Annotated in this window: 14 protein-coding genes; 4 read left to right on the forward strand and 10 right to left on the reverse strand. The window is 69.8% G+C overall.

What is annotated here, in order from left to right; translation table 11 throughout:
- Positions 1-96 precede the first annotated feature (96 nt).
- The gene (purE, locus tag KUV67_09120) at positions 97-594 is read left to right on the forward strand and encodes a 5-(carboxyamino)imidazole ribonucleotide mutase (GenBank protein MBY6205039.1); all 498 of its coding nucleotides are present in this window, start codon (positions 97-99) and stop codon (positions 592-594) included.
- The gene (locus tag KUV67_09125) at positions 591-1,736 is read left to right on the forward strand and encodes a 5-(carboxyamino)imidazole ribonucleotide synthase (GenBank protein ID MBY6205040.1); all 1,146 of its coding nucleotides are present in this window, start codon (positions 591-593) and stop codon (positions 1,734-1,736) included. The genes purE and KUV67_09125 overlap by 4 nt, the downstream gene beginning before the upstream one ends.
- A 46-nt stretch (positions 1,737-1,782) precedes the next feature.
- On the opposite strand, the gene KUV67_09130 is transcribed toward KUV67_09125, so the two are convergent.
- From KUV67_09130 to KUV67_09140, 3 genes are all read right to left on the reverse strand, one after another.
- Positions 1,783-2,874: an ABC transporter ATP-binding protein gene (locus KUV67_09130; protein ID MBY6205041.1), complete on the reverse strand. Its 1,092-nt coding sequence runs from the start codon at positions 2,872-2,874 to the stop codon at positions 1,783-1,785.
- On the reverse strand, positions 2,871-4,070 hold the full coding sequence (locus KUV67_09135) for an aspartate aminotransferase family protein (protein MBY6205042.1): 1,200 nt from the start codon (positions 4,068-4,070) through the stop codon (positions 2,871-2,873). Before KUV67_09135 ends, KUV67_09130 begins: the two co-directional genes overlap by 4 nt.
- 170 nt (positions 4,071-4,240) lie before the next feature.
- On the reverse strand, positions 4,241-4,822 hold the full coding sequence (locus tag KUV67_09140; protein MBY6205043.1) for a superoxide dismutase [Fe]: 582 nt from the start codon (positions 4,820-4,822) through the stop codon (positions 4,241-4,243).
- Positions 4,823-4,932: 110 nt separating this feature from the next.
- Between KUV67_09140 and KUV67_09145 the strand changes: the two genes are divergently transcribed.
- Entirely contained in the window at positions 4,933-6,507 is a 1,575-nt protein-coding gene (locus KUV67_09145) for a hydantoinase B/oxoprolinase family protein (protein MBY6205044.1), read from the forward strand.
- A gap of 19 nt (positions 6,508-6,526) precedes the next feature.
- Here KUV67_09145 and rnt read toward each other — a convergent pair whose 3' ends face one another.
- Positions 6,527-7,156: a ribonuclease T gene (rnt, locus tag KUV67_09150; protein MBY6205045.1), complete on the reverse strand. Its 630-nt coding sequence runs from the start codon at positions 7,154-7,156 to the stop codon at positions 6,527-6,529.
- A 20-nt stretch (positions 7,157-7,176) separates the two neighbouring features.
- On the opposite strand from rnt, the gene KUV67_09155 reads away from it, so the two are divergent.
- Positions 7,177-8,127 (forward strand): TraB/GumN family protein, encoded by a 951-nt coding sequence (locus tag KUV67_09155; protein ID MBY6205046.1) that lies wholly within the window; start codon positions 7,177-7,179, stop codon positions 8,125-8,127.
- A 25-nt stretch (positions 8,128-8,152) separates the two neighbouring features.
- Here KUV67_09155 and KUV67_09160 read toward each other — a convergent pair whose 3' ends face one another.
- From KUV67_09160 to KUV67_09185, 6 genes are all read right to left on the reverse strand, one after another.
- A complete protein-coding gene (locus KUV67_09160) occupies positions 8,153-8,809 on the reverse strand; it encodes a DoxX family protein (protein MBY6205047.1) in 657 nt (218 codons plus the stop codon).
- Between the two features lie 156 nt (positions 8,810-8,965).
- Complete coding sequence (locus tag KUV67_09165) at positions 8,966-9,754, reverse strand: putative DNA-binding domain-containing protein (protein MBY6205048.1); 789 nt, start codon at positions 9,752-9,754, stop codon at positions 8,966-8,968.
- Entirely contained in the window at positions 9,738-10,601 is an 864-nt protein-coding gene (locus KUV67_09170; protein MBY6205049.1) for a DUF692 domain-containing protein, read from the reverse strand. The genes KUV67_09165 and KUV67_09170 overlap by 17 nt, the downstream gene beginning before the upstream one ends.
- Before the next feature lie 55 nt (positions 10,602-10,656).
- Positions 10,657-10,998: a hypothetical protein gene (locus KUV67_09175; GenBank protein MBY6205050.1), complete on the reverse strand. Its 342-nt coding sequence runs from the start codon at positions 10,996-10,998 to the stop codon at positions 10,657-10,659.
- A gap of 391 nt (positions 10,999-11,389) precedes the next feature.
- Complete coding sequence (nth, locus tag KUV67_09180) at positions 11,390-12,031, reverse strand: endonuclease III (protein ID MBY6205051.1); 642 nt, start codon at positions 12,029-12,031, stop codon at positions 11,390-11,392.
- 28 nt (positions 12,032-12,059) lie between these two features.
- On the reverse strand, positions 12,060-12,812 hold the full coding sequence (locus tag KUV67_09185; protein ID MBY6205052.1) for an electron transport complex subunit E: 753 nt from the start codon (positions 12,810-12,812) through the stop codon (positions 12,060-12,062).
- Positions 12,813-12,822 lie beyond the last annotated feature (10 nt).

The following is a 12,822-nucleotide window of genomic DNA, read 5'->3' on the forward strand; positions in this document are numbered from 1 at the left end:
GCGGCTGCAGCGTGTCGTCGGCCCGGCCGCCGATGCGGCCGCGCGGCGCGTTCTGCTACCATCGCTCACTTCCCTTCAAGCAAGCGGTTTCCTGCCATGTCCACGACTGTGCGCGTCGGCCTGATCATGGGTTCGAAGAGCGACTGGCCGACCCTGGTCAAGGCCGCCGAATTGCTCGACGAGCTCGGCATCGGCTACGAGGCCGAGGTGGTCTCGGCCCACCGGACCCCGGACAAGATGCTCGACTACGCGCGGGCGGCCGCCTCTCGCGGTCTGAAGGTGATCATTGCCGGGGCCGGCGGCGCGGCGCACCTGCCGGGCATGGTCGCCGCGGCGACGGAACTGCCGGTGCTCGGCGTTCCGGTCAAGTCGCGTGCGTTGAACGGCCTCGATTCACTGCTGTCGATCGTCCAGATGCCGCGCGGCGTTCCCGTCGCGACCCTGGCCATCGGCGAATCCGGTGCCGCGAACGCCGGCTTGCTGGCCGCGTCGATCCTGGCGCTGGGCGACCCGGCCCTGGCCGAGCGCTACCGTGCCTGGCGCGCGGCCCAGACCGACCGCGTACTGGCCGAGCCCGACCCGCGCGCGTCGTGACGTCCTCGGCGCCTCCGGCCGCGACCGTCGGCATTCTCGGCGGCGGGCAACTGGCGCGGATGCTGGCCGAGGCCGGCCATCCGCTGGGGCTCGCGTTCCGGGTGGTCGACCCCAAGCCCGGCGCCAGCGCCTCCCGGGTCACGGAGCAGGTCGTCGCCGATTACGACAGCACCGACGCGCTGGCGGCGCTGGCCGACTGCGACGTGGTGACCTGCGACTTCGAGAACGTGCCCGCCGATGCGCTGGCCGCGCTCGAAGCGCGGGTCCCGGTCCGTCCCTCGGCGCGGGCGCTCGCGGCCGCGCAGGATCGCTGGGTCGAGAAGAACCGCTTCCAGGCGCTGGACATGGCGACCGCCGAGTTCGCCCGGGTCGACTCCCGCCCGGAACTGCTGGAGGCGATCGACCGGATCGGCCTGCCGGCGGTGCTGAAGACCCGGCGGATGGGCTACGACGGCAAGGGCCAGTTCGTGCTCAAGACCGCCGAGGACCTCGAACCCGCCTGGCAGGCCCTGGGCGACCGCCCGCTGATCCTCGAGCAGTGGGTGCCCTTCGACCACGAATGCTCGATCACCGTGGTCCGGGGCACCGACGGTGCGAAACGCTTCTACCCGCTGACTCGCACCTGGCACGCCGACGGCATCCTGCGCCTGGCCGTGGCGCCTTGCCCGGCCGCCGACCGCCTCCGCGCCGAGGCCGAGCGGATGGCCGGCGCGCTGGCCGACGATCTCGATTACGTCGGCTGCCTGACGCTGGAACTGTTCGCCGACGGCGACCGCCTGCTGGCCAACGAGTTCGCGCCGCGAGCCCACAACTCGGCCCACTGGACCATCGAGGGCGCGCGCTGCTCGCAGTTCGAGAACCACCTGCGCGCGGTCTGCGGCTGGCCGCTGGGCGACCCCGGGCTGCGCGAAGGCATCAGCGTCATGTTCAACTTCATCGGCGATCTGCCCGACCGGTCGGTCTGGCTGGCCGTCGACGGCCTGGCCTGGCACGACTACGGCAAGACGGCGCGGTCCGGACGCAAGGTCGGCCACGCCACCCTCAGCGCTCCGGATGTCGGATCGCTGAAGGCCCTGCGTGCGGGACTGGACGGAGAACTCTCGGCGACCGTGCGCGAGGCGCTGGATTCGATCCTTTCCTGACCCGACCCGCCGGTCCGCGGATCGGGCACGGCCCCGGCCTGCGACCCTAGCCGGCGACCGGTGCGCCGGGCCGACCGGTGCGCTCGATCGCTGCGGACTGCTTCGGGTCGAACAGCACCAGGTGGTCGGCGTCGAGCACGATGCCGACCGTCTCGCCCTCGGCGAAGTTGTCGTGGCTCGGAAACAACGCCCCGACGCGCTCGCCGCTTTCGAGTTCGAGCTTGTAGAGGATGTCGGCGCCCTGGAACTGGCGATTGACGACCCGGGCCGGACAGCCGTTGCGGTCCGGACGGATGTCGTCGGGCCGGACCAGCAGTTCGAGCGCCTGGCCGGGGCCGGCCTCGATCTCGTCGGGCAGCGGCGACATGCCGAGCGCATGCCGGATCTCGTGGCCGCCGGCCTCGACCTCGGCGCGGATGTAGCTGCCGCGGCCGGTGAAGGCGGCCACGTAGCGGCAGATCGGCCGATGGTAGAGCTGGTAGGGCGTGTCCCACTGCAGCATCCGGCCGTTGAACATCAGGCCGATGCGGTCGGCCAGGGCGAAGGCCTCCTGCTGGTCGTGCGTGACCATGAGCGTCGCGGTTCCGCGCGCCTTCAACAGGCTCCGGATCTCGTCGCCCATCTGGCGTCGCAGGCCGGCATCGAGATTGCTGAACGGCTCGTCCATCAGCAGCACGGCGGGTTCCGGCGCCAGCGCGCGCGCCAGCGCCACGCGTTGCTGCTGACCGCCGGAAAGCTCGTGCGGGTAGCGCTGGTCGAGTCCGGTCAGCCCGGTCAGCGCAAGCAATTCGCGGATCCGCTCGCGGCGCCGGGATGCTGAAAGCCGCCGCAGGCCGAAGCCGATGTTGGCCTCGACGGTCAGGTGCGGGAACAGGGCGTGGTCCTGGAACACCATGCCGACGCTGCGTCGCTCCGGTGCGACCCGCGTCCCCGGCGCGCTGACGAGGCGGTCGTCGATCCGGATGACGCCGCGCGACAGGTCTTCGAAACCGGCGATCGCGCGAAGCGCGGTGGTCTTGCCGCAACCGGAGGCGCCCAGCAGGCAGCCGATCTCGCCGGCCTCGAGCTGGAAATCCAGGCCGCAGACCACCGGCGTGCCGTCATAGCCAAGCTCGATGTCCTCGACGTGCAGCATCATCGAGCGACGTCCTTGTTGCCTGCACCGACGCGCGCACCGACGTCGGGGTCGACGATGCCGTCGGCGACCGTGTCGGCGATCGTCATCGCCTGCTCCCGGTCGATGATCAGCGGCGGCAGCAGGCGGATCACGCGCTCGTGGGTCACGTTGATCAGCACCTGCCGCTCGAGCGCGTGGTCGCGCACGTCCATCGCGCTGTCGACCAGCTCGACCCCGATCATCAGGCCGCGGCCGCGGATGTCGACGACCCGCGCGCAGCCGTTCAGGCGTTCGCGCAGGCGGTCGACGAGGGCCCGGCCGAGCTCGTGCGACCGTGCGTTCAGGTCCAGCGCCTCCATCCGCTCCAGCACCGTGAGCGCGGTGCGGCAGGCCAGGGGACTGCCGCCGTAGGTCGTGCCGTGACTGCCCGGCGTGAGCACGTCCGCGGCCCCTCCGCGGGCCACGCAGGCGGCGACGGGAACGCCGTTGCCGAGGGCCTTGGCCGACGTCAGCACGTCGGGCCGGCAATCCGGCTCGTGCTGGTGGGCGAACCATGCGCCGGTCCGGCACAGGCCGGTCTGGATCTCGTCGAGCATCAGCAGCGCCGCGTGTTCGTCGCAGGCGCTGCGCAACGCGGCGAGGTATCCGTCGGGCGGGATCCTGACACCGCCCTCGCCCTGGATCGGCTCGAGCAGCACGGCCACGATCGTCGGGTCGGCGGCCAATGCCGCGGCGGCGGCCGGCGCATCGCCGAACGGTACCCGGACGAAGCCGTCGACCAGCGGGGCGAAGCCGTGCTGCAGCTTGCCGGGCGCCGAAGCGCTGATCGCGCCCAGCGTGCGACCGTGGAAGGCGCCGTCGACGACCAGGATTCGCGGGCATTCGATGCCGCGCTCGAAGCCGTGGCGACGAGCGATCTTCAGCGCGCACTCGATCGCCTCGGCACCCGTGTTGGTGATGAACGCTCGGTCCATGCCGCTGAGCGCGCAGAGCCGTTCGGCCAGCCGCTCCTGCAGGCGGATGTGCCCGAGATTGGCGGTGTGGACCAGGGTCCGGACCTGGTCGCAGATCGCTTCGGCGAGCACCGGGTCGGCATGGCCGAGGCTGCACACGGCGATGCCGCTGACCGCATCGAGGTAGCGGGTGCCGTGCTCGTCGAACAGCCAGGCGCCGTCGCCGCGCTCGAACGCGATGGGCATCCGCGCGTAGGTGTTCATCAGGAAGGTCGAGTTCACGACGTCGATTCTACGCGCAGCGGGGCGGGGTCTGGAATCGAGCGCCGGCCCGGGGGCCGGGCCGGCGCGAGGATCGGAGGTGGATCCGGGGTCGAGGCTGCCGACGCGATCGAACGCTCGTCGACCGTCCGGCGTGCCGAAGGGAGGAAGGGTCAGCCCTTCATCCGGCCGGCGACGAACTCCCAGTTGACCAGCTTCCAGAAGGCCTCGATGTACTTGGGCCGGGCATTGCGGTAGTCGATGTAGTAGGCGTGTTCCCACACATCGCAGGTCAGCAGTGGCGTGGCCGAGCCGGTCAGCGGGGTATCGGCGTCGTCGGTGTTGACGATGGCCAGCGTGCCGTCCTCGTTCTGCACCAGCCAGGTCCAGCCGGAACCGAAGTTGCCCACGGCACTGTCGCTGAATTTCTCCTTGAAGTTGTCGAAGGAGCCGAAGTCGCGCTCGATCGCGTCGGCCAGGGCGCCGTCGGGCGCACCGCCGCCGTTGGGGCTCAGGCAGTTCCAGTAGAACGTGTGGTTCCAGACCTGGGCGGCGTTGTTGAAGGTGCCGCCGGAGGCGCTGCGGATGATCTCCTCGAGCGACTTGTCGGCCTCGGGCGTGCCCTCGACCGCGTTGTTCAGCTTGTCGACGTAGGCCTGGTGGTGCTTGCCGTAGTGGTACTCCAGGGTCTCGGCGGAAATGTGCGGTTCCAGCGCGTTCTTCGCGTAGGGAAGGTCGGGAAGCGTGAACGACATGACGAACTCCTCGGGTTGGATTCGAAGGGCAGGGCCGGACCTCGGCCCACGACAGTCAAGATGGTACCGTAGCCATCGAGATCAAGGCGTCAGTCCCGGAGGACGACCCGATGGCGCGGCAACCCGAGCGATTCGACCCCGACGACCGGATCGAACTGGCGGTGTTCGAAAGTCGTCTCGCGGCGCTTTGCGAGACGATGGGCGCGGTGCTCCGCCGCGCCGCGTTCTCGCCCAACATCCGCGACCGGCTGGACTTCTCCTGCGCGCTGTTCGACGCCGGCGGCGAGCTTCTCGCCCAGGCCACGCACATCCCGGTCCACCTCGGGTCCATGGCCTGGGCGATGCGCGACCTCGTCCACCGCTTCGACTGGGCGCCGGGCCACCGGCTGCTGCTCAACGACCCCTACGCCGGCGGCACGCACCTGCCCGACGTGACGTTGATTGCACCGGTGTTCATCGATGACGACCTGGTGGGATTCGTCGCCAATCGCGCCCATCATGCCGATATCGGCTCCGAAACACCGGGATCCATGCCGCTCAGCCGCTCGCTCGAGGACGAGGGCGTGCTGATCTCGCCGACCTGGCTCTACCGCGACGGTCGTCGCGACGACGCGGTGTTCGAATCGATCTGCGAGCCGATGCGAAACCCTGCGCTCGCCGCGGCCGATTTCCAGGCCCAGGTCGCGGCCTCGGCCGACGGCGAGCGGGCGCTGGGTCGCCTGGTCGCGGACTACGGCATCGACCGATTCGGCGCGCTGTGCGACGGGCTGAACGCCTACGCCGAACGGCTGGCCCGCGCCTCCCTCGACGCTCTGCCGGTCGGGACCTATCGAGCCGAGGACGCGATGGACGACGACGGTGCGGGCGGGCCCGGCCCGGTGATCCGCGTGCGGGTCGATGTCGTCGATGCGGCGGACGGCGGGCGAAGCCTCAGGATGGACTTCGACGGCACCGACGGTGCGGTGGCCGGAAACCTGAACTGCCCGATGAGCGTGACCGCGGCGGCGGCGTTCTACGTCGTTCGCTGCCTGCTGCCCGACGAGACGCCGTCCTGCGCGGGGGCGCTGGCGCCGCTGCAGCTGGTCGCGCCGGCGGGGTGCCTGGTCCACGCGCAGGCGCCGTCGGCCACCGCGGCGGGCAACGTCGAAACCAGCCAGCGCATCGTCGACGTGCTGCTTCGGGCGCTGGCCGATGCGCTCCCGGAACGGATTCCCGCCGCCAGCCAGGGCACGATGAACAACGTCGGCCTGGGCGCCTCGGACTGGAGCTACTACGAGACCCTGGCCGGCGGTTGCGGGGCCAGCGCGGCCTGCGCCGGTCGCTCGGCCACCCACAGCCACATGACCAACACCCTGAACACGCCGGCGGAGGTGCTGGAGAGTCATTTTCCGCTGCGCCTGGTCGAATACCGCGTGCGCCGCGACAGCGGCGGCCGGGGCCGTCGTGCGGGCGGCGACGGACTGGTCCGGACCTTCGAGTTCCTGGAGACCACCGACGTGACCCTGATCACCGAGCGCCGTGGGGAAGGTCCCTGGGGGCTCGACGGCGGTTCAGCCGGCGCGCCGGGCGAGAACCGGCTCGACGGTGAGCGTCTGCCGGCGAAGGTCGGACTGCGGGCCGAGGCCGGCCAGCGACTGACGATCCTGACGCCGGGCGGTGGCGGCTTCGGTGCGGCGGAGGCGTGAGCGCCGATCGGCCGGCGGATCAGCCCTTGGCCAGCGTGGCCGGATCAAGGCCGCCCAGTTCCTGCCACCGGTTGACGATGGTGCAGAACAGGCGGGCGGTGCGCTCCGTGTCGTAGCGGGCCGAGTGGGCCTCGTCGGAATCCCAGTCGAGGCCCGCCGCCTGCACCGCGCGAGCGAGCACGGTCTGCCCGTAGGCCAGTCCGCCGAGGGTGGCGGTATCGAAGCTGGAAAACGGATGGAACGGATTGCGCTTGTAGTCCACCCGGGCGACCGCTGCGTTGAGAAAACCGAGATCGAAGGAGGGATTGTGGCCGACCAGGATCGCACGCTTGCAGCCGGTCTCGCGCAGGCGACGGCGGATCGGCTGGAACACGTCGGCCAGGGCCTCGCGCTCCGGCACGGCCATGCGCAGGGGGTGATCGGGCTTGATGCCGGTGAATTCCAGTGCCGCCTGCTCGATGTTCGCGCCCTCGAAGGGTTCCACATGGCGCATGATCATGTCGCCCGGCACCAGTCGTCCCTCGTCGTCCATGTCGATGAGGCACGCGGCGAGTTCCAGCAGCGCGTCGGTTTCGGCGTTGAAGCCCCCGGTCTCGACGTCGACGACCACGGGCAGGAATCCGCGGAAGCGGACCTTGATATCCATCATTCGGTGTTGACGGGGAGAGAGTGAGCATACGCTACCAGATCGGAGGCGCCACCGGCATGCTGCGGAGACTCGTACGACCGAATCGACGGAGGCGACACGAGCGCTGGAACGCGGTCGCTCCGGCCCTGCTCGCATCGTTTCTCGCGCTCATCCTGGTTTCGGCGCCGCAACCTGCCGCCTCGCAGGTGTTCTGGACGGTCGAAACGCCGGACGGCAAGCTCGGCTGGCTGCTCGGCACGATCCACACGGAAGATCCCCGCGTCCTCGATTTCCCGCCGGCTCTGCAGCAGGCCCTGGACGACGCCGACCGGGTCGCGCTGGAACTCGTGCCCGATGCCGCCATGCTCGCCGCGCTGAGCGAGGCGATGCTGCTGCCGCGCGGCGAACGCCTGTCGGAGGTGCTCAGCCCGGCGCTCTACGCCGACGTGCTCGCGGTCCTGGACGACTACGGGCTGGATGCCCCGGCGGTGGAGCGAATGCGTCCCTGGGCGGTGGCGATGACGCTCGCCCTGCCGCCGCCGGAGACCGGGCTGTTCATGGACATGGCCCTGGCCTTCCGGGCCGCGCGGCTCGGGGCCGAGGTCGAGGCGCTGGAGACGCTGGACGAGCAGCTCGCATTCCTGACCGGTCTGGGTCGCGAAGCGCACATCGAGATGCTCGAACTGGCGGTGGCCGACAGCGACGGCGGTCGCGCGCTGTTCGAGGCGCTGATTCAGGCCTACCTCGCGCGCGACAGCGAGCGCTTGCGCGCACTCGCCGAGCGCGAGCTCGAGCGCATGGGCCCGGAGATCCGCGCGCGCTTCGAGGCCGAGGGCATCGTCGCGCGAAATCGCCGCATGGCGGAACGTGCCGCGCCGCTCTACGACCGGGGCGGCACCCTGGTCGCGGTCGGCGCCCTGCACCTGCCGGGCGAGTACGGCCTCGTCGAGCTTCTCCGCTCGCGCGGCTACGTCGTCGAGCCCGTCTACTGAATCGGCGCCTGCGGGCGCCGTCGCGTCAACCGCGAAGCGAGTGCGCGAAGGCCGACAGCGCGGCGGCGACGATCAACAGCACCCCCCACAGCGGGATCAGGTAGACCAACGCGATGCCGGGGACGAGTAGCGCCAGCGCGAGGGCGAGCAGGTCGTCGCGGCGCGTATCGACCAGGTCCGCGCGGCCGCCGAGCTTGACCAGGGCGTGATCGAGGCTGAGCTTGCCCCCGCCCATGAACACCAGCGGCAGAAGCATCGCCATGAACAGCAGCGGAATGCGGTAGTTGCCGAAACCGTCGTTGCTCACCGCGTAGCCCTTCCACAGCTCCGACAGCGAGTTCCAGTCGCTCGGCCAGTGGGTCGAGACGATCGCGATCGTGGTGACGACGAACAGCGAAAAGGCGAAGAAGCGCGTGAGCAGACCGAGCATCAGCGCGATCGCCGCCAGCACCTCGATCCAGGTGACCATCGCCCAGTTCATGCCGGCGGGGAACCAGTCGAAGGGGGGGGGAAAGCCCTTGTCGGCAAACCAGCCGGGCACGCCTTCGACGCCCGCCTTGCGCAGGCCGGCGGACAGGAACTCGTAGCCCAGCAGCAGGCGCAGGCCCAGCGGAGCGACCCAGTCGCCGGCGGATCGCAGGCGGTCGGTCAGGCGGTCGTAGGCTTCGATCAATCCATTCATCGGAACGGTTCTCCTTGGGCGGGTATGCGGGCCGGATACCCGCTGGTTTCAGCGAGCCGGCAATGGCGGGATGGTTGATGTTCGCTGTTCTTCCGGTCGGTTCGGGTGCTTGTTCGATGCCCGGGTCCGGGCGGTTCTCGATCGTGCGAGCCCGGTTCAGTCCGGCGGCTCGTGCGCGGTCCCGCAGATCAGGCCCTGGCGGCAAAGGTCCTCGAGCAGTGCGCGTCCGTGCTCGACCAGCGCTGCCGGATCGGGATGATCCAGCTCCCCGGCGATCCGCTGCAGCGCATCGCGGCCGGTCAGCGATGCGTCGGACTTCAGCAGCTCGAGCAGGCGACCGGTGACGGGGTTGATCTTCAGGCGGACCAGCCGATCGTCGACGGTTCGGCAGATCGCCAGCGCGGTCGGTGATTCCTCCAGGTACGGCGATTCGTCCGCGGACGGCGAGGGCGCCCGGATCGCGTGGACGGGCCAACGGTAGGCGGCCAGCTGCAGCGTCGGGTTCAGGCGCGGGCGGCCCTCGACCGGGTCGCCGTCGCTCACGACCTCGACGTCGGCCGGGTCGCGTTCGTCATTGCGCACGGTGGTGGTCAGGAATTGCCAATGCGCCAGTTCGGCCAGCCAGGGCCGATCCGAGTGATGCTCGGGGTGATCGGCCAGGAATCGGACGAACTCGCGCCCGATTTCGGGGAACAGCGGCGTGGTCGCGCGGTGCTCGACCAGGAAAGCGCGAATCAGCGCCTTCCAGCGCTGGGCGCCGACCGTCTTGCGGACCAGCGGGAAGTTCTTCTCGAACAGGCTCGAGACGTTGTTGAAGAACAGGCGGCGATAGATCGCCAGGCGCCGATCCTCGATGCCTTCCGGCGCAGGGTTCGTGTCGGGATCCCGGATATGGTCGGCGAAGCGCTTCTGCAGCGCCGCCAGGCGTTCAGGAGGCGTGGGCATACCGGTTCGGGGTCTGCCGGTGGCGGGACTGCACGCGGTGGATCGTCTGCACTTCGGCGAGCAGTTGCTCGACCGGCGGGAAGTTGAAGTCGCGCTCGAGCAGCGTCGGCACCGGACCGAGCTTCGCATAGGCAGCGTCGAGCAAGTCCCAGACCGGGTCGATCACGTCTGCGCCGTGCGTGTCGACGATGAGGTCGTCGGCTTCGTTCCAGTGACCGGCGACGTGGATGTAGGCGACCCGTTCGGCGGGCAGGCCGGCCAGGAACGCGGCCGCATCGTAGCGGTGGTTGACGCTGTTGACGTGGATGTTGTTCACGTCCAAAAGCAGGTCGCAGTCCGCGCGCTCGAGGACCGCGTTGATGAATTCGAGTTCGCTCAGCTCCGTGGTCGGCTGGGCGTAGTAGGAAATGTTCTCGACCGCGATCCGCCGTCCGACCAGGTCCTGGGCCTGGCGGATCCGCCCGGCGACCCAGTCCACCGCTTCTTCGGTGAAGGGAATCGGCATCAGGTCGTAGAGGTGGCCGTGCTCGGAGCAGTAGCTCAGGTGTTCGGAATAGATCCGGATGTCGTGCGTATCGAGGAAGCGGCGCACGCGCTTCAGGAAGGTCTCGTCCAGCGGTTCGGGCGCGCCCAGCGAAAGCGAGAGGCCGTGACAGACGAAGGGCAGCCGCTCCGTGTATCGGCGAAACGCCTTGCCGCGCGCGCCGCCGACGCCGATCCAGTTCTCCGGCGCGACCTCCATGAAGTCCACCGGCGACAGGTCGGCGTGCTCGAGCGGGCCCAGGAGGGCCCGCCGGAGCCCGAGTCCGGCTCCCTGCACGGGGAACGGACTCTGGTCGTGCTTCACGTCGTGACTCACGTAGGAATTCCCGGCGTGATGTACGAGGAGATCCGCGGGCCGATCAGACGGCGCCGCAGGAGCCTTCGCCGCACGAGCCTTCACCGCAGGAGCCTTCACCACAGGACCCCTCGGAGTCGTCGCCTTCACCGCAGGAGCCTTCCCCGCAGGCGCCTTCGCCCTCTTCGTGGTCGTGGTCTTCGCCGCAGTGGCCTTCGCCACACTTGCCTTCCTTGTCGTCGCCGTCTTCGCCGTGGCCGCCGAAGCCGACCTGGCCGGCGCCGGTGAAGGCGTTCAGGTCATCGGCCTGGAACGGGTTGCCGGTCTGGTCGGCCGCGACCGCGGACAGTGCGAACGAAGCGCCGGCGACGGCACCGATGGCAGAAACGAGTTTCGTCTTCTTCATGAAAAGCCTCCAACAGCTATGGGTGAAAGGACCGGTGCGAACCGGCCCCGTTCGATCGGCGCAGTGAGTGCGCTTGTTCGATCAGACCGTCCGCCGGCGAATTTTCTTTCACGGTCCGTTCACCGGCGCGCGGGGGAACAGGAATACCACAGTCCGGGCTGCGGGCACAATCGGGGCCTTCGCCCGGGCGCCGCGGTGGAGCGAAGGCCTGACTGCAGGAGTGGGCTTGCGAGCGGAGGCCTCCGGGGGAAGGCTTCCCCTGTGGGAGTGAGCTCGCGAGCGAGGGGTGAGGCAATCCATCGGGTTCGCTCGCGAGCTCACTCCCACAGTCGAAGTGTGGGGCGGCCGTTCGGGTGCGCTCGCACGCTCACTCCTGCAGCTAGAGATTCGATCAGGCCTTGCCCGGGGTCTTGTCCTTGAAGTTGCAGAGGTCGGCGACCGGGCAATGGGGGCAATCGGGGGTCCGGGCCTTGCAGATGTAGCGGCCGTGCAGGATCAGCCAGTGGTGGGCGTGCTGGAGGTACGGCTCGGGCACGCGCGCGAGGAGGGCCTTCTCCACCGCGAGCGGCGTCCTGCCGGCGGCCAGGCCGGTGCGGTTGGCGACGCGGAAGATGTGCGTGTCGACGGCCATGGTCGGTTCGCCGAACGCCGTGTTGAGGACCACGTTGGCGGTCTTCCGGCCCACGCCGGGCAGGGCTTCCAGCGCCTCGCGCCGGCGCGGCACTTCACCACCGTGGTGCTCGACCAGCGCCCGGCAGGTCCTGATCACGTTCTTCGCCTTCGAGTTGAACAGGCCGAGGGTCCGGATGTGCGCCTTCAGCCCGTCCTCGCCGAGCGCGAGAATGGCCTCCGGTGTATTGGCCACCGGAAACAGCCTGCGGGTCGCCTTGTTGACGCCCACATCGGTGGCCTGGGCCGAGAGGATCACCGCGATCAGCAGTTCGAAGGTGGAGTCGTACTCCAGTTCGGTGGTCGGCTCGGGATCGAGCTCGGCGAGGCGCCGGAAGAACTCGGCACGCTTTTCGGGATTCATCGGGCGGGGCATGGCGGTCTCGTGACGGTCAGTGTCGGGGCGCTTCCGGTGGCGTTTCCGCAGGATCGGTGCCTGCCGTGCCGGTCGACGCGGCCATCCCGACGGACCGGCCATCTTCGGCGCGCCGCTGGATGTGCTGGCGAAGCGCGACCAGAAGGCCCAGGCCGATGAAGGCTCCGGGCGGCAGCATCGCGAGCAGCAGGCCGAAGCGCTCCGGGAAGACCCGCAGTTCGAGGCCGGCCGCCCAGTCGCCGAGGAGAAGACCGGCGCCGGCGCCCAGGGTGCCCTGGCCGAGAAGCTCGCGCAGGCTGCCGAGGACGACCAGCACGGCCAGGAATCCGGTGCCCTGGGCCAGGCCGTCGTGCAGCGAATCGAGCACCGGGCGTCGCGACGCGAAGGCCTCGGCGCGCGCCAGCAGGGTGCAGTTGGTGACGATCAGCGGAATGAAGATGCCGAGCGTGCGCGACAGGTCGTGGAACCAGGCGGCCAGGACCCGGTCGACCACGGTGACCAGGGTCGCGATGATCAGCACGAACACCGGGATGCGCAGTTCCGGGGCCAGTCGGGTACGGATCGACGATACGGCCACGTTGCTCGCGGCGAGCACGAACAGCGTGGCCAGGCCCAGGCCCAGCCCGTTGACCGCGGTCGATGTCACGGCCAGCAGCGGACACAGCCCGAGAAGCTGGACCAGGCCCGGATTGGCCGACCACAGGCCCTGGTGCCAGATGGCTCGCCGGTTCGCGGACGCCGCGCTCCTCGCTGTCGAACGACCTGCCATCGAATCCCCG

The organism is Halomonas denitrificans (genome assembly GCA_019800895.1).
GTDB lineage: Bacteria > Pseudomonadota > Gammaproteobacteria > Xanthomonadales > Wenzhouxiangellaceae.